General features: G+C 28.5%; 13 protein-coding genes. 11 read left to right on the top strand and 2 right to left on the bottom strand.

Annotation, left to right across the window (positions count from 1 at the left end; all coding sequences use genetic code 11):
• Window positions 1–66: 66 nt before the first annotated feature.
• Window positions 67–753, bottom strand: coding sequence for a GntR family transcriptional regulator (locus CDIF1296T_RS15945; RefSeq protein WP_225722731.1), 687 nt, complete (start codon window positions 751–753; stop codon window positions 67–69).
• 405 nt (window positions 754–1,158) lie between these two features.
• Between CDIF1296T_RS15945 and CDIF1296T_RS15940 the strand changes: the two genes are divergently transcribed.
• The 6 genes from CDIF1296T_RS15940 to CDIF1296T_RS15915 all read left to right on the top strand — a co-directional run bounded on the left by CDIF1296T_RS15940 (window position 1,159) and on the right by CDIF1296T_RS15915 (window position 10,595).
• Window positions 1,159–2,607, top strand: coding sequence for a PTS transporter subunit EIIC (locus CDIF1296T_RS15940; RefSeq protein WP_235655572.1), 1,449 nt, complete (start codon window positions 1,159–1,161; stop codon window positions 2,605–2,607).
• A gap of 1 nt (window position 2,608) precedes the next feature.
• Window positions 2,609–3,379, top strand: coding sequence for a ChbG/HpnK family deacetylase (locus tag CDIF1296T_RS15935; protein WP_003439975.1), 771 nt, complete (start codon window positions 2,609–2,611; stop codon window positions 3,377–3,379).
• A 262-nt stretch (window positions 3,380–3,641) separates the two neighbouring features.
• Entirely contained in the window at window positions 3,642–4,367 is a 726-nt protein-coding gene (locus tag CDIF1296T_RS15930; protein ID WP_009898159.1) for a MurR/RpiR family transcriptional regulator, read from the top strand.
• A 129-nt stretch (window positions 4,368–4,496) separates the two neighbouring features.
• Window positions 4,497–6,437 (top strand): PTS 2-O-a-mannosyl-D-glycerate transporter subunit IIABC, encoded by a 1,941-nt coding sequence (gene mngA, locus CDIF1296T_RS15925; RefSeq protein WP_009898158.1) that lies wholly within the window; start codon window positions 4,497–4,499, stop codon window positions 6,435–6,437.
• 128 nt (window positions 6,438–6,565) lie between these two features.
• The gene (gene mngB, locus CDIF1296T_RS15920) at window positions 6,566–9,181 is read left to right on the top strand and encodes a mannosylglycerate hydrolase (protein WP_009898156.1); all 2,616 of its coding nucleotides are present in this window, start codon (window positions 6,566–6,568) and stop codon (window positions 9,179–9,181) included.
• Between the two features lie 259 nt (window positions 9,182–9,440).
• A complete protein-coding gene (locus CDIF1296T_RS15915) occupies window positions 9,441–10,595 on the top strand; it encodes a glycerate kinase family protein (RefSeq protein WP_009898153.1) in 1,155 nt (384 codons plus the stop codon).
• 122 nt (window positions 10,596–10,717) lie between these two features.
• Here the strand turns inward: CDIF1296T_RS15915 and CDIF1296T_RS15910 are convergent, their stop codons facing one another.
• Window positions 10,718–12,631 (bottom strand): BglG family transcription antiterminator, encoded by a 1,914-nt coding sequence (locus CDIF1296T_RS15910; RefSeq protein WP_018112806.1) that lies wholly within the window; start codon window positions 12,629–12,631, stop codon window positions 10,718–10,720.
• Window positions 12,632–12,872: 241 nt separating this feature from the next.
• On the opposite strand from CDIF1296T_RS15910, the gene CDIF1296T_RS15905 reads away from it, so the two are divergent.
• The 5 genes from CDIF1296T_RS15905 to CDIF1296T_RS15885 all read left to right on the top strand — a co-directional run bounded on the left by CDIF1296T_RS15905 (window position 12,873) and on the right by CDIF1296T_RS15885 (window position 17,438).
• Window positions 12,873–13,190 (top strand): PTS sugar transporter subunit IIB, encoded by a 318-nt coding sequence (locus CDIF1296T_RS15905; protein ID WP_009898152.1) that lies wholly within the window; start codon window positions 12,873–12,875, stop codon window positions 13,188–13,190.
• A 22-nt stretch (window positions 13,191–13,212) separates the two neighbouring features.
• Window positions 13,213–14,445 (top strand): PTS sugar transporter subunit IIC, encoded by a 1,233-nt coding sequence (locus CDIF1296T_RS15900; protein ID WP_009898150.1) that lies wholly within the window; start codon window positions 13,213–13,215, stop codon window positions 14,443–14,445.
• Between the two features lie 28 nt (window positions 14,446–14,473).
• Window positions 14,474–14,827, top strand: coding sequence for a PTS lactose/cellobiose transporter subunit IIA (locus tag CDIF1296T_RS15895; RefSeq protein ID WP_009898147.1), 354 nt, complete (start codon window positions 14,474–14,476; stop codon window positions 14,825–14,827).
• A 30-nt stretch (window positions 14,828–14,857) separates the two neighbouring features.
• Window positions 14,858–16,294: a glycoside hydrolase family 1 protein gene (locus CDIF1296T_RS15890; protein ID WP_009898145.1), complete on the top strand. Its 1,437-nt coding sequence runs from the start codon at window positions 14,858–14,860 to the stop codon at window positions 16,292–16,294.
• A gap of 391 nt (window positions 16,295–16,685) precedes the next feature.
• Window positions 16,686–17,438 (top strand): MurR/RpiR family transcriptional regulator, encoded by a 753-nt coding sequence (locus CDIF1296T_RS15885; RefSeq protein WP_003427244.1) that lies wholly within the window; start codon window positions 16,686–16,688, stop codon window positions 17,436–17,438.
• Window positions 17,439–17,515 lie beyond the last annotated feature (77 nt).

Here is a 17,515-nt window from a genome sequence, read left to right as displayed (position 1 = left end):
AGTGAGGTTAGTATGGGATAAAGTGTCTAAACGTAAAAAAATTATGTTTAATTAAACATAATTTTTTTAATATCTTTGAGTAACATCCATGAATACAAATGTTTCAGGTGTATGCTTTGATTCAGTATATTCAAAAAGCTTTCCATCATCAGTATATACACTATTTTTAATAACACCAACACAATTATAATCATTTAGAGGTAGCGTTTTTAACTCAAGCTCTGTAGCTTTTTCAATTTTAAATATCTTTCTGGATGAAACAATTTTTGTACCTAGACACTCTTCTATATATTTATAAATAGAGCCTTGTGCTATAGAAACATCAAGGTCTTTAACTATACTACATAGAAAATAGTTAATGTCGAGAATTTTAGGTATGTTATCAATATATCTTAGTCTGTGAAGGTAATATACTTCACTACCAACTTTAAAACCTGTCTTTTTAGATAACTTATTATCAATTAAGATTTTGCTGAAGTGGAGAACACTAGTAGCAGTATTAACCTTTTTATCTTCTACAATCGATTCTACACCTTTGAAATTGTGCATATTTAGAAAAAAATCATTAGAACAACTATTTTCTAACACTACAACACCTTTGCCTTTTATACTTTGAACATATCCTTCTGTGTTTAATTGAGAAATTGCTCTACGTACAGTGTTTCTGCTACATGAAAACCTTTCAATAAGTTGAAGTTCAGTAGGCAGCATCATATTACTTGTATATTTACCATCAAGTATTTCCTCTTTCAATACTTCATATATCTATGAAAATTTATTTTTAGCCATATACCCCTATCCCTCCTTAAAGGTCTTTAGTAATCTTATTGAACTGATATGAACAAATTATATCAAATGTGTTTAGACATGTATAGTGAAAATAGAATCATATCAACCATAAAAAGGACAAAATAGAATTATTTTGTGGGTTGTTTCAAATACATGGTTAAACATATTTTTAAAATAAAAAAAATGAATTAAAAAAATAGGCTAGATATAGCAATACACTTAAAAGGATTTATATGTTAAACCAAATGATAAAAATAAAATGAATAAAAAATATTGACAATTTGTTTAAACAAATATAATATTTAAAATATAAAATGTGAATAAATCGTTTTCATAAAAAATTAAACCGAAATAGAAAGGGGATTGTATATGAAGAGGTTCTTAAACAAAATGATGCAACAACTGTCACTTTTAGGAAAGACTATGCTGGTGCCAATAGCTGTAATGCCAGCAGCAGGTATATTAGGATTATTATTTGGTCCAAATATGCTCAATGTGCCAGCTATATCTAATATATCTAATATAGTATTTTCAAATGTGGACTACTTATTTTTATTAGGAGCAGCTAGTGCCTACTCAAAGTCTAAAGACAAGACAAGTGTAATGGTTGCAGCCGTAGTTGCATATATGATATTTAAGTCAAATTTAGAGTCATTGAATGATACATTAAATGCAGGTGTATTTGGTGGGATAATTGTTGGAGCTTGTATAGCATGGACTTACAATAAAACATATAAAGTTAAAGTTCCAGCATTTTTAAGCTTCTTTGCAGGAGAAAAATGTGTAATTACACTATCACCAGTGGTTGCTTTAATTTTATCATATATATTTAGTTTATTATGGATATATCCACAAGCTGCAATGAATCAATTTGGTTTTTGGTTGGGAGGAGCTGGTGCAATAGGAATATTCTTGTTTTTATTCTGTAACCGTGCACTAATACCAACTGGGTTACATCAAGTTTTAAATGCTTACATATTATTTGAAATGGGTGAATATACAACATCAACAGGAGAAGTTATAAGAGGAGAAATTCCTAGATTTATGGCAGGAGACCCAAATGCAGGATTCTTCTGGACAGGATTTTACATAATTATGATGTTTTCAATACCTGCTATTTCTTATGCTATATATAAAACAGCACAAGATAAAAAGAAGCAAGAAGTAAAAGGTGCAATGACCGCTGGAGCATTGACTTCTTTTATGGCAACAGTAACTGAACCAATAGAATTTTCGTTTTTATTTGCATCTCCAAAGTTATATATAATTCATTCTTTTTATTCTGGTCTAGGTGGAGTTGTACTATATTTACTGGGTGCTCGCTTGGGTTCATTTAATGGAGCAAGTATAATTGACTATGTCTTAAGTTTTAGTTATGGAGATAAAGCGTGGTTAGTTATACCTGTAGGAGTTGTATTCTTTGTATTATATTATGTAACATTTAAATATATAATAATAAAAGATAATGTGCAAACACCAGGACGTGAAGTTGAGATAGAGATAGGTGATAAAGTTAGTGAAAAAGAAAAGAATTTAAAACTTTCTCATGGTAATTTTTCATATATGGCTAAACAGATAATTAAAAATTGTGGTGGTTATGAAAATATAGTGACTCTTAATAATTGTATGACGAGATTACGTTTAGAAGTGAAGGATGCTACTATTTTGAATGATGATAATATTAAAAAAACAGGAGCCAAAGGGGTAATTAAATTGAGTAATACATCAGTTCAAATCATCATAGGAACGGATGTTGTTAAAGTAAAGGATGAGATGGAAATGCAACTTGATGAGTTGAGAAAGCAGGCAGATGCATAAAATGAAGAAATTAGTAGTTAGGGCAGATGATATAGGATATTCAGAAGGTGTTACACTAGGGATAATATCTTCTTATAAGAACGGTATTGTTACAAGTGCTGGAATCATGGTGAATATGCCTTTTTCAAGACAAGCTATAGAAATGGTAAAAAATGATGATGTATGTTTTGGTTTACATGTTAATTTAGTAATAGGAGAACCTTGTTGCAAAGAACATATTAAGATAAAGAATTTGTTAGATGAAGGTGGAAAATTTGTTTCTAGCAAAATAAGAAGAACGCAACTACTGACAGGTAAAGAGGTTTTTAATTATGAAGAAGTATATGAAGAAGTTTGTGCTCAAATTGAAACTTACAAGTTGTATATGAGTAAATTGCCTGAGTATATTGATATACATGGTATAGAAGAAGATGTATCAATATCAGCAATGTGTGATGCTGCAAAAGAATACGGTATACCAAGTTGTCCCTATTATTTAGATTCGTGTATTAGCATGCCAAGTAAATATCCTCAGAATGATTTTTACAAGTTAAATAAATCTTTTGTTAAATTATTTGAAGAAAAATATATAAATTTAGATAAAGATATAACATTGATGGTTACTCATCCAGGATTTATAGATTATAGTCTTATAAAATCATCTTCTCTTATTCAAGAGAGAGTATATGAACATGCAATGCTATGTGATAAGGAAGTTAAAATGTGGTTAAAAAGAAATAATATTGAATTGGTTGATTTTAAAGATATTTTCAAGTCTAATAATTATATATAAAGAATAGATTACCTAAAGTTTTAATTAAAAATAAGTATTTGAAAAAAATGTGTATTTTCTAAAAAAATATTGATAGAGATGTATCAAAATAAAAACTTGAATCATCTCTATCAATATAGGAAGTACACATTTTTTATGTATAATAAAAAGAGTAGTATGCATTAATAAATTAAAAATATTAAATTATAATTATATTAACGAAAATTTTAGCTAATATTTTTGAATTTTACTTATGAATAATAAAATAGATGGAGGAGAAACTATGGAATTTTATGAAAGAGCAAAAAAATATGAGTATAAATTTACAGATACAGAAGACATGATAATTGAATATATGAGAAAAAACAAAGAAGAAATAGTAAAATTATCAATACAATCTTTAGCAGATAAATTTTTTACTGTCCCAAATACCATAGTTAGGCTATGTAAAAAAATGGAGTATGATGGTTTCTCTCAACTAAAAAATAATTTAAAAGAAGAGTTAAAAAATGAGAATAAAGAGCCAAAAAATGGTTTTGAATCAGATATAAAAAAGACATTAGAGCTAATAGATTATGAAAAAATAAATAAAGTAGCAGATATAATTCAAAAATCTAGGAGTATTATAGTTTATGGAATAGGTCAAAACATTCCTTTATGTGAGATATTAGTAAAAGAAATTAGAGGTGGGCATGATAATATAACTTACTATAGTCAAAGACATGAAGTACTTCATGATATAGGAAAATTAGGTGAACAAGATATGTTTTTTGCACTTAGTTTAAGTGGAGAAACGAAAGAAGTTATAGAAGCAGCAAAGACAGCAGTTAATAAGGGTTGTAAGGTAGTAGCTCTAACACATATATGTGAAAATCAATTGCAACAAATTGCAGATATAAGTTTATATTGCTATTCAACAATTAAACAAGTAAATGGGTACAATATATCAGATAAGGTTCCAATTATGATGATTATGAGAGCAATAATAGAACAATACTGGTTAAGATAGAGATTTGTGTATAAATACACAAATCTTTATTTTTTAAGAAGAAATTGTGTGTATAATTTCAAAAAAACATTTTCATAATTTATTTTATGCTATATTCATAGCATTAAATGATTTAAGGAGGGCGTAATTTTGGAATTTAAGAAAATCACAAATGAAAACCTTGTTTTTTTAAAACAAAAAATAAAAACAAAGAAAGACGCAATAAAGTTCTTAGCAAGAAAGCTATATGATGAAGGCAAGTTAACATCTTATGAGGAATATTTAGAAGCTGTAATGTACAGAGAAACTTTATCTCCAACAGGTTTTGAAAGAGGGCTTGCAATTCCTCATGGAAAATCTAAGTCAGTTAAAGAAGCTGCATTTGCAGCTATGACCTTAGAGACACCAATAGAAAATTGGGAAAGCGTAGACCCAAATAATAAAGTAGAGATAATATTTTTAATAGCAGTACCAGAAAATGAAGGTGGAAATACACACATACAAATACTTTCTGAGTTAGTTACTAGACTGTCAAATGAAGATTATATGAATATGTTGTTAAATTCAAAAACTAAGAAAGAGTTATTTAATAACTTAGATATAAAAGAAAAGAAAGAACAAATAAAAGAAGAGATTAGGATTCAAAATGAATCAAAAAAAATTATATTAGCAATAACAGCATGCCCTGCAGGTATAGCACATACATATATGTCAGCAGAAGCATTAATTAAAGCTGGTAAAGAAATCGGTGTGGATGTGTATGTAGAAAAGCAAGGAGCTAATGGTATGGTGGACCCTCATACACCAGATATAATAAAAAGGGCAGATGCAATAATATATGCAACAGATGTAGCACCTAAAAATACAGAAAGATTTGAACATTTGCCAAACATAAAAACGTCAGTAGCAGCTCCACTAAAAAGAGCAAAAGAAATAATATACGAAGCTTTAGAAGTAGCACAAAAACAAGGTAAAGGTGATTATATAGAAAAATCATCTGATATATCATATTGTGAAAAATCATCATGGAAAAAAGATGTAAAATCAGCAATACTTACAGGAGTATCTCATATAATACCACTTATTGTGGCAGGAGGTATGATACTTGCATTTGCAGTATTAGCATCTCAAGCATTTGGTCTACAAGAACTATACAACCAAGAAGGTTCTTGGTTATGGCAATTAAGAAAGCTTTCTGGAGGTATGTTAGGTACATTGATGGTTCCAGTATTATCAGCATATATGTCTTACTCACTAGCTGAAAAACCAGGTCTTGGACCAGGATTTGCAGCAGGTCTAGCAGCTGATTTAATAGGTAGTGGATTTCTTGGAGGTATGTTAGGAGGTTTACTTGCTGGTTATATAGTAAAATTTTTAAAGAAGAATATACCAGCCAAAGGCACATTAGCTGGATTCGTAAGTTTTTGGGTATATCCAGTAGTTGGTTCTTTGGTAGTAGGTTTATTGATGTTATTTGTAGTAGGAAAGCCTGTAGCAGCACTTAACAATGGTCTTATAAATTGGTTAAATGGGATGACTGGAGTAAATGCAATACTACTAGGTGCAATAATAGGAGCTATGGTTTCATTTGACTTAGGTGGACCAATAAATAAAGCAGCCTATACATTTGCAATAGGAGCAATAGCAAGTGGAAATTTTATACCTTATGCAATATTTGCATCAGTTAAGATGGTTTCAGCTTTTGGAGTTACAATAGCTACTGTTTTAGGCAGAGATTTATTTTCAGAATCAGAAAAGGAAATAGGAAAGCAAACTTGGATATTAGGATTGGCTGGAATAACTGAAGGTGCAATACCATTTATGATAGAGGACCCAATCCGTGTTATACCATCATTGGTAGCTGGTTCAGCCATAACTGGGTCTATAGTAGCATTCTTCAATATAGGTCTTCAAGTGCCTGGAGCGGGGATATTCTCATTGGCGCTTTTAGAGGGAAGTATGTCAGGATTTATTATAGCATCAATATGGTTCTTTGCGGCAGTACTTGGAGCTATAATATCAGCAATATTATTAATAATAACTAGGAAACAAAAAAATCAAAGAAAGATACATAAAAAGATACGTTATTAGATATTTAAATCAAAGGTTTAATTATAGTGATAAAATAAATATTAAAAAATTTTGTAAACTCAGTAGTATTTTTATTGGATTTTTAATTAGACAGAAAATATTATCAGATAAGTTTTGGAGGATAAGCAATGAAAAAAAATGTACACATAGTTCCTCATATGCATTGGGATAGAGAATGGTACTTCTCAACTGAGGAATCTAGAATATTACTTGTAAATAATATGGAAGAAATAATGGATATGTTAGAAAATAATCATAACTATCCATATTATGTGATGGATGGTCAAACTGCTATATTAGAAGATTATTTAGCAGTTAAGCCTGAATGTAAGGAGAGAATAAAAAAATTAGTTCAAGAAGGAAGGCTAATAATAGGTCCTTGGTATACTCAAACTGATGAAATGGTAGTTGGTGGAGAATCCATACTTAGAAATTTACTATATGGAATAAAAGATTGTGATGAATTTGGAGAATATATGAAAATAGGATATTTACCAGATTCATTTGGTCAAAGTGCTCAAATGCCACAAATACTAAATGGGTTTGATATAAAATACTCAATGTTTTGGAGAGGATGTTCTGAAAGAAAAGGAACTAATAAAACAGAGTTTAATTGGAAGAGTGATGATGGGTCTTCTGTTTTGGTTCAAATACTTCCATTAGGTTATGCAATAGGAAAATATCTACCAATGAATGAAGATGAGCTAAGAACAAGAATGGATAAATATTTACCGGTTCTTGATAAGGGTGCAACTACTGACCATATAATACTTCCAAATGGACATGACCAGATGCCAATTCAAAAGAATATATTTGAAGTTATATATAAATTAAAAGAATGTTATCCAGAGAGAAAATTTTTCTTAAGTAGATATGAAAACATATTTAAAGAGCTAGAAAAAAATGAGGATATAGATACAATAAAAGGGGAATTTTTAGATGGGAAATATATGAGGGTTCATAGAAGTATATTCTCAACAAGAATGGATATAAAATCAGCAAATGCTAGAATAGAATCAAAGATAACCAACATATTGGAGCCACTAGCTTCTATTGCATATTCTCTAGGATTTGAATATCATCATGGATTAATAGAGTTAATTTGGAAAGAAATAATGAAAAATCATGCTCATGACAGCATTGGATGTTGTTGTTCAGATAAAGTTCACCATGAAATAATGAATAGATTTTTCTTAGCTGAGGAAAAAGTAGACCAATTAATAACATTTTACAAAAGAAGAATAGTTGATGCAATGAGTTGTGAAATGGCTTTAGATAAGTTAGTAGCATTTAACTTAATGCCTTACGATAGGAATGAAATAGTGAACGCCCAAGTTATAACTAAAATGAAAGCATTTGAAATATTTGATAAAGATAATAATAAGTTGGATTTTGAAGTGGTACATAAAGAAGTAATAGATGCAGGATTAATAGACCGTCAAATTGTTCATTATGGAAACTATGATTCATTTATGGTATATACAATAAACTTTAAAGATAAAATACCTGCAATGGGGTATAAGGCGTATATGATAAAAGAAATTGGACATATGTTAGAAAAAGCTTATGAAGTATGTGACATGGTAGATAATGACTTTTATACTATTCAAGTTAATGAAAACGGGACATTAAAGATATTTGATAAAAAATTAAATAAAACTTTTGAAAATGTATTATTGATGGAAAATGGAGGAGATGAAGGAGATGAGTATGATTTTTCACCACTTCCAAATGAGAAATTAATATTTAACGATAATATAGTAGCAAATTCCACTATAAAGAAAAATAGATTTAATAATGAGATAAAGATAAATTATAGATTAAAAGTACCAAAAGATATACAAGCTAGAAAAAATAATAGAGCAGATTCATTTATTGACTTTGATATAGTTATAAATGTTCCAAATGATAAAGCTATAATAGATGTAGTATTCAACATAAATAACCAAGCAAGAGATTGTAGGGTTAGAACTTATATACCAACAAATATAGCTTCAAAGTTTTCTGTGTCTGATAATCAGTTTGGACATATAAAGAGAAGTGTGTATGATGATGCTATGGAAGTTTGGCAACAGGAAGAATGGAGTGAAAGACCAGATTCTATATATCCAATGCTAACATTCGTTGGATTGTCTGACAAAGAGCATGGAGTAGCTGTTCTTACAAACAGTACAAGAGAGTTTGAAATAGTAGGGGAAAAATTTGACACAATAGCTATAACATTATTTAGAAGTGTAGGATTCCTAGGTAAAGAAGAAATGGCAAGACGCCCAGGTCGTCCATCAGGAATAAAGTTGCCTACTCCAGATTCTCAAATGATAGGAGATATAAAAATAGACTTAGCAATAGTTACTCATGAAAAATCTACACTAGAAGCAAATGTTGCAAATATGGCTAAAGAGTATTTAACAAAAATACAAACTTATAATAAAATGCCATATAATGCTATGAAATTGAATCAATCAGAAATAGAAGTAGATTATTCATATAGTTTACTTAAGGAAACTAATAAGGACCTTGTGTTAAGTGTTGTAAAAAAGGCTGAAAAACAAGAGGCATTAGTAGTTAGATTTTACAATTCTAAAGAAGAAACAAAATCAGCTAACATAGTATTTAACAAAAATATTAAAACAGCTAAATGGATTAACCTAAATGAAAAAGAATTAGAATCTATATCAATAGATAATAACTTTGTAAATGTAGAGTGCTTAATGAACCAAGTTAAAACTATATTGGTTAAATAGTGCTAAAAAGGAATTGTCTTAAAATAGAGATAATCCTCCTTATCATTGTTGAAATAATAAACATATATTTGATTTTATACAAAAAGAGTGTCTCATGAACTAAGAAATTTATTTTGAGACACTCCCTTTTTATAAGATAAAAGAATATTAATGGTATAAGTTGTATACAAAGAGAGATGTAGAGTATAAAATAAAAGATAAATTAAGCTTATAAAATTATATGTTTAAAATAAGGAGTAATAAAAAGGAGTAGATAAGTATGAAAATATTAATTTCTATAGATTCTTTGAAAGGAAGCTTATCTTCAATAGAGGCAGGAAATGCAATAAAAAAGGGGATATTGAAGGTTAAAGAAGATGCGCAAGTAAAGATATTGCCACTTGCTGATGGTGGTGAAGGGACAGTAGATGCTTTAGTTCAAGGGATGAATGGTAAAAAAGAGACTATAGAAGTTACTGGACCAATAGCTAAAAAAGTGGATGCAACATATGGATTATTAAAAAATACAAGTACAGCAATAATAGAAATAGCTCAAGCATCAGGACTAACATTGGTTCCGACTGAACTTAGAAATCCTTTATACACTACAACTTATGGTGTTGGGGAAATAATAAAAGAAGCAATAAATAAAGGCTATAGAAATTTTATAGTTGGGATAGGTGGAAGTGCTACTAATGATGCTGGGATAGGTATGCTTCAAGCCTTAGGGTTTGAGTTTTATGATGAAAATAACAAGTTAGTAGGATTAGGTGGAAAAGTTTTAAATGAAATAAGACATATAAAAATAGAAAATAGATTAAAGGAATTAGATGAATGTAAGTTTAAAATAGCCTGTGATGTAAATAATCCGCTGTTTGGGAAAAATGGAGCTGCATACATATACGGGTCTCAAAAAGGTGCAACATCAGAAATAATTGAGGAGTTAGATAATGGGCTTAGAAATTTTTCCAAAGTAGTTAAAAGTTACTTAAGTAAAGATGTAGCTAATGTAGAAGGAGCAGGAGCAGCAGGAGGATTAGGTTTTGCTTTTTTAGCATTTTTAAATTCAAAATTAGAATCTGGAATAAAAATAATATTAGAAGAAATTAAATTAGAGGAAGAGTTAAAAGATGCAGATTTTGTCATAACTGGTGAAGGTAGATTGGACAATCAAACTGCTATGGGCAAGGCTCCAATAGGAGTTGCAAAACTGGCAAAAAAATATGGGGTAAAAGTAATAGGTTTGGCTGGAGCCACAACAGAAGATGCAGTTAAATGTAATGAAGAGGGTATAGATGCTTATTTTTCTATAGTAAATAGAGCTATGACAATAGAAGAAGCAATGGATAAAGCAACTGCTAGTGAGAATATGACATCTACAACAACACAAATATTCAATCTTATAACTAGTATACAACAGTCAAAAAATATGTAGTATTAAAACAAGGTATATTAGGTAAAAAGCTGTCACATATTAATTTAGACTTTTTAGTGTGACAGCTTATCTATTTTATGTTAATAACTTAAGAAACATATATTGGAAATAAATTAACGGATTTAGATATTTTGAATAAGATAAGCTATTCTATTCATAAAACTACTATAGTTATCTGCCTTAGTAAGTTCTTTAACATTATTCCACTCAGATAATATTTCAATAAAGCTTTCAAATATGTAATTGAATTTTTCTTTTTCTTTTTCATTTATAGGTATCATAGCTATAATCTGAACTTTTTCCTCACCCCATTTAACTGGTTTATCGTTAACAATTAAACATACTCCAGTTTTTAAAGCATCCATTTTCATGCTATGAGGAATTGCTACATTGTTATTAAATGCAGTTGAAGACATTTTTTCTCTTATAAGAACATCATCTATATAATTGGGTTTGACATATTTATTTTCGTACAGAATATTTCCCATAAATTTTATATAATCTTTAGCACTATCTAAATATATATTTTTCATAAACAAAGATTCACTAAAGTACATTTCTAAATGATTTTGTACAGTAAGTATATTTTTTTTATCTTTAATCTGAATAAATTTACTTTGGATATTATCATAATCCTTTCTATTTAGGTAAGGATTTACATAAACAAAAGGTATAGGGCATCTATCGTTAATTGGTAAAGTAGTAATAACCATGTCTACCTTATTGTCAAAATCAAGATTATGAGTATCTGAAAAAATCTGAATAATTTCTATGGATTCATTAAATCTCTTCTCGAGGTCTCTTACTATTTTGAATTGTAAATCATAGTAATTTGGAGTAATTAATGCACATAGAACTTTATCTTCTAATAATTTTTGTCTATCAAAGAATGAACCTACATGAAGAGATATATAAGATATTTCATCTTCGTCTATATCTACATTTTCTAAAGTTTGAATCTGATTGCAAATATAAACAGATATATCATATATCAAAGGGTAGGAATCTTTTAACTTTTGAGGTATTTGATTTCTTAAAACTTGATTATTTTTGGCTCTACTGATTAAATTTTTTACATGAAGAGTAAATTTTACAACAAATTCCTCATCAGATAAATCTATAAGATATAAGTCATATACATTTTTAATTATTTTTTTAGTTAATTTAACAAAGTGATCATCTATATAATTTGGCAATGACTTAGTATCCATTTCATGATAATTTAAGACTGTGGTTTTGTTTGTTAACTGAAATACTAAGTAGTATAATTCTGCACTAGTTAAAGTTATATTGTATTCAGACTCTAAAAAATTTGATATATCTCTTGAAATGCTTATATCATTATTATTATCTATGTAGTTTACTACTTCGACAGATTCTATGTAGTTATTCTTTTTTATTCTGTCTATAGTTATCATTAAATGAAGAAGTATGTTATTTATAGCATACTCATTTATAAACAAATTGTATTTTTTTAATATATATATTATATTTTCTTTCAGTTTGGTCAAATTATACTCTTGATATATTTTTTGTACATCAAATAAGCTTAAAAAATCACTTCCCGTTTCTTTAAATATTATAGAGCTCATTAATTTGCGCTTTGCAGACTCATTTCCAATTAGTTTCAATAAAAATTTCGATTGCTTTATCTTTAAATTATAACTTCCTATAAATTTATTAGCTTTGACTATATCCCCTTCAATAGTAGCTGGGCTAACAAACAATTCTTCACTTAAATCAAATATATTAATTCCATTACTATTAACTATAAGTTCTTTTAAAATTAAATTTAACCTGTTATCAGGTGATATATTTTCTGAACTATCAACCTTGGTTTGACAATTATTATTGAGATTTACTTTATATCCTTTTTTAGAGGATAATATAAATTCACCATTGGAATTAATTTCGTTTACATATTTTCTAATTGAACGCGTTGAGACATTAAGATAATTAGCCAATGTAGATGAATCTATCCAATCATGTTGTGTTTTTATGAAATTTAAAAATAGTTCTTTTTTAGATGTTTTCATTAGATTCCCTCGCATAGTTTTAAAATAAAATCTGGATGATATGATAATTATATAATTGAATGTACGTATTATAAGATACATTATACTATATTAATATGTTTAATTAAGAGTAACTGATTTCCTATTATTAGGAAATATATTTATGTGAAATGAACTTATTTGGTAAGTACAATATAAACATAATAAAATAAAAAGTTCATTAAGAAATAAATTAATGGATAAAAATATTGGAGGTATTATTATGAAAAATATAAGAGTGCTTTTGGCGTGTGGTTCAGGAGCAAGTACAGGTTTTATGGCAACTAGTATGAGAAAGAGTGCAAAGAAAAAAGGTATAGAAGCAGATATAAAAGCGAGAAGTGAGTCAGAGATAGATAAGTATTTATCAGAAATAGATTGTTTATTACTAGGACCACATTTAGATTATATGAAGGAAGAAATTCAACAAAAGGCTAATGAATATAACGTTCCAGTAGCATGTATATCTAAAACTGCATATGGAAGACTAGATGGTGCAAAGGCTTTGGAAGAAGCACTAGAACTAATATCAAACAAATAAAATATTTATGGGGAGAGTGTTTATGAATAAATTTATAGATTTTTTAAGTGAAAAATTTACTCCTGTTGTAAATAATATGACTAAGAATATATGGGTACAATCAGTTCAATCAACTATAATGAAAGTTTTGCCAATGGTATTTGTAGGCTCATTAGTAACTATAGTTTCTGTCTTGAAGAATTACATAAGCTTTTTACCTGATTTAAGTCCAATAAATCAATATACATTTGGACTTTTAGGATTATTTATAGCATTTTTATTGCCTATGGAAATAATGAAGAATAAGAAATTTGAAAGTATGAGTGTAGTCGCTGGTCTTGCAGGTGCTGGATTAATGTTAATGATGATTCGTCCAGAGATTACGAATGAAGGAGCTATATTTAACTTCAACAGGTTTGGAGGAGAAGGAATGCTTGTATCGCTAGTTGCAGGATTATTCTCTGGATTAATAATGTCCTTATTTGGTTCTTTTTCATTTTTCGGAGAAGATTCAGCACTTCCGGATTTTGTAAGCAAGTGGTTTGATAATATGTTACCTATAACAGTGATAATGTTTGTAGGCTGGGGATTAATTTATGGACTCAACTTTGACATGTTTGAAATAATAGTTAGAGTATTTAAACCAGTATCAGATATAGCACAGACATTACCTGGATTTGTACTCTTAAACTTTTTAGTAGTATTTATATATTCTTTAGGAATAAGTGGGTGGGTACTATCCCCTATAACTTATTCAATTCAACTTGGTGCAATTGCAGCTAATGCAGCAGCAGTAGCATCAGGAGGAGTAGCAACTAATATATATGTTTACGAAGTTATTCAAACAGGTTGGATAACTTTAGGAGGGTTGGGTGCTACATTACCATTAGTTATAATGATGTGTTTATCCAGAGTTGGAAGAATAAAAGCAATAGGAAGAGCATGTATTGTCCCTTCTATAATGAATATAAATGAACCAGTAATATTTGGAGCTCCAGTGGCATGGAACCCATTTTTAATGTTACCTATGTGGATAGGTACAATAGTAATATCAATAACTACTTATTTATCAATGAGTATGGGATTTGTTACAATTCCAAGTAAGGTGTTTAATTTATGGTATGTTCCTTTTGGTATATCTACTTTTATGGTAAATCAAGATGTTAGAGGTCTTATTGTTTTAGCAATAAATATAGTATTGCTATTTATGATATGGTATCCATTTTTTAAAGCTTATGAGAAAGAAGAGATAAAATTAGAGAGCCAAGAGGTTTAAATTTAGAAATTGAAAGGAAATTATAAATATGACAATTGAAGAACATATAATAGATGAAGAATTAGTAGAGGTGGCAATGCAAATAATACTTCGTGCAGGTGAGGCTAGAACAGAAATTAAACATGCTCTTAATGATTTGGAAAAGTTTGATTATAGAAATGCTGATTTAAAACTAGCTAAAGCAAAAGGGTTTATGACAGAAGCACATAGAGCTCAAACCAAGATTATACAAGGGGAAGCTGATGGAGAGAAAAGAGCACATTCGCTGTTATTTGCACATGCTCAAGATACTCTTATGACCATATTCAGCGAGTTAAATATAACTATGTCTTTAGTAGGAATAGTAAAGTCTATAGAATATAAGGTAAATAATAGTAAATGATTTAAATAAATAAAATAAGGAGTGATTAAATTGGGTAAGTTTCCTAAAGGTTTTTTATGGGGAGGAGCTGTAGCAGCTAATCAATTAGAAGGTGCATGGAATGAAGGTGGCAAAGGTTGGTGTTTAGCTGATGTACATATGTATGATAAAGATAGAGATATATCTAAACCTTATGAGTCTGATATGACTATAGAAAGAATAAAGTTTGCTATGAAAGATAATAATGGATATTATCCTAAGCGTAGTGGAATAGACTTTTATCATACATACAAAGAAGATTTAAAGCTTTTGAAAGAGCTAGGGTTAAAGTGTTTTAGATTTTCAATAAATTGGGCTAGAATATTTCCAAATGGAGATGATTTAGAGCCTAATGAAGAGGGATTAAAGTTTTATGATAATCTTATAAATGAAGTAATAGATAATGGTATGGAACCTATTGTAACACTACTTCACTATGAGACTCCTTTGAATTTAGTATTAAAATATAAAGGATGGTCTAATAGAAAAGTGGTAGATTTCTTTGTTAGATATGCAGAATTAATACTAAATAGATATAAAAATAAAGTTAAATATTGGATAGTTATAAATCAAATAAATTTAATACATTATGAATCATTTAATTCAGTTGCATTTTGTGTAGACCAGGTAGATGATGTAGAAGAGGCCAAATATCAAGCTATTCATCATCAATTCATGGCTACAGCTTTAACTAAGAAGCTTGGAAAAGAAATAAATTCAGATATGATGATAGGGATGATGATGGCAGATTGTACATCTTATCCAGAAGATTGCGACCCTGAAAATGTGGTGTTTGCTTTAAAAAGAAATAGAATACAATATTTTTTCACTGATGTAAGTTTTAGGGGAGAGTATCCAGTCTATATTAAGAGATTTTTCAAAGAAAATAACATAAATATAGTTATAGAGGAAGGAGATGATAAAATCTTAAAAGAAAATACTATGGATTTTCTAGCTTTATCATACTATTATTCTACAACAGTATCAGCAAGTAAAAACACCATGAATCCAACTGATAATATAAAGAATCCATATTTAAAAGCAAATCCTTGGGGGTGGGCAATTGACCCAAAAGGATTATACAATACTTTATCTCAATATTATGATAGATACCAAAAGCCAATAATGATAGCTGAAAATGGATTTGGAATGCATGATAAATTTGAAGATGGAAAAGTTCATGATAGTTACAGAATAGATTATTTAGGAAAACATATAGAACAAATAGGTGAAGCTATAGCTGATGGAACCGAAATATTAGCTTATTGTATGTGGTCGCCAATAGATATAGTAAGTTGTTCATCTCAAGAAATGGAAAAAAGATATGGATTTATATATGTGGATATAGATAACAATGGAAATGGAAGTAAAGAACGTTATAAAAAAGATAGTTTTTATTGGTATCAAAATGTAATAAGAACTAATGGAGAAGAATTAAGAGAAAAGTAAATAGTTTTTAAATATAAACAACCCCCCTTATAAATACTGTATATATTATTAATATAGTTTTATAAGGGGGGTTATAATTGTAAATAAAATGATTTATTAATTATATGATTCATAGCGAAATTTATATTTATACTTTTAATCATAAACATATCAGTATGAGGAATATCTATTGTACTTCATCCAAATTTTGGTAGAGGTACAATTCTTTTTTATTTTAAAATGCTATAAGATAACATAATAAACTTTAAGCAAAAAATTATTATATTATAAATTTACATATATAGACATTGACTAAATCTTAATTGTATATAAAAATAAGTAGTTAAGAGGTAATATATTATATTACTCGATAAATTTAGACAAATAAAACTTATATAAGGGGAGATAACATATGATAATTGAGCTAAACAAAAGTAATTCTGAAAATCTAACGAAGACGGAACTTGAAATAATTAAATTTATAAATGAAAATGAATCAATATTACCAGAATTATCTATAGTAGAGATTGCTCATGAAACATATTCATCTCCAGCAACCGTTTCAAGAGCAATTAGAAAATGCGGTTTAAATGGATTCAATGAACTTAGGTATAGATTAACAGTAAAAGATGAAAATGATGATATACAAAATATGGGGGATATAATAAATAAATCCTTTATAGAAGCACAGAGAGTTATAGAACAAATATCTTTAACTACACTAATCAATATAATAAAAACTATAAATAAATCTAGTAAGATATATATTTTAGCAAGAGGGCTTACTGAATATGTAGCAAAAGAGTTTAGTCTTAAATTGCAATTACTTGATTTTAATGTTGTTTTTATAAATGACCCCAACATAATGAAAATAAAATCTAAATCAATAAAAAAAGATGAACTTATAATTATATTTTCATTGAATGGAAATACCATAGAGCTTGTAGAATCAGCACAGAATGCCAATTTAGTTGGAGCTAAGGTTATAACTTGCTGTTGTAGTGAAAGTGCAAAACTTATAAAGTATTCGGATTTATATATTGTAGGATACAAACATGAACATATATCAATTTCTGAATATGAAGTATCTTCCAGATTGCCCTTGTATATTATATCTAGGATAATTATAGATTATATGGTCAGATATAATAATTCTGAAAATTAAATTGAAAAGTCTATGAAAATCGATTTTCTATTTGTGAAAAGATTTTCATAGACTTTTTTATTATAATGAAAACATAC

Source organism: Clostridioides difficile ATCC 9689 = DSM 1296, from assembly GCF_001077535.1.
In the GTDB taxonomy this organism is placed as follows: Bacteria; Bacillota; Clostridia; order Peptostreptococcales; family Peptostreptococcaceae; genus Clostridioides; species Clostridioides difficile.
This window is presented reverse-complemented; position numbering and strand designations above follow the sequence as displayed.

Coding starts and splice junctions, on each gene's coding strand:
- mngB (WP_009898156.1), top strand. CDS start 6,566: ATGAAAAAAAATGTACACATAGTTCCTCATATGCATTGGGATAGAGAA.
- CDIF1296T_RS15910 (WP_018112806.1), bottom strand. CDS start 12,631: ATGAAAACATCTAAAAAAGAACTATTTTTAAATTTCATAAAAACACAA.
- CDIF1296T_RS15915 (WP_009898153.1), top strand. CDS start 9,441: ATGAAAATATTAATTTCTATAGATTCTTTGAAAGGAAGCTTATCTTCA.
- CDIF1296T_RS15885 (WP_003427244.1), top strand. CDS start 16,686: ATGATAATTGAGCTAAACAAAAGTAATTCTGAAAATCTAACGAAGACG.
- CDIF1296T_RS15935 (WP_003439975.1), top strand. CDS start 2,609: ATGAAGAAATTAGTAGTTAGGGCAGATGATATAGGATATTCAGAAGGT.
- CDIF1296T_RS15895 (WP_009898147.1), top strand. CDS start 14,474: ATGACAATTGAAGAACATATAATAGATGAAGAATTAGTAGAGGTGGCA.
- CDIF1296T_RS15905 (WP_009898152.1), top strand. CDS start 12,873: ATGAAAAATATAAGAGTGCTTTTGGCGTGTGGTTCAGGAGCAAGTACA.
- CDIF1296T_RS15900 (WP_009898150.1), top strand. CDS start 13,213: ATGAATAAATTTATAGATTTTTTAAGTGAAAAATTTACTCCTGTTGTA.
- CDIF1296T_RS15940 (WP_235655572.1), top strand. CDS start 1,159: ATGAAGAGGTTCTTAAACAAAATGATGCAACAACTGTCACTTTTAGGA.
- CDIF1296T_RS15930 (WP_009898159.1), top strand. CDS start 3,642: ATGGAATTTTATGAAAGAGCAAAAAAATATGAGTATAAATTTACAGAT.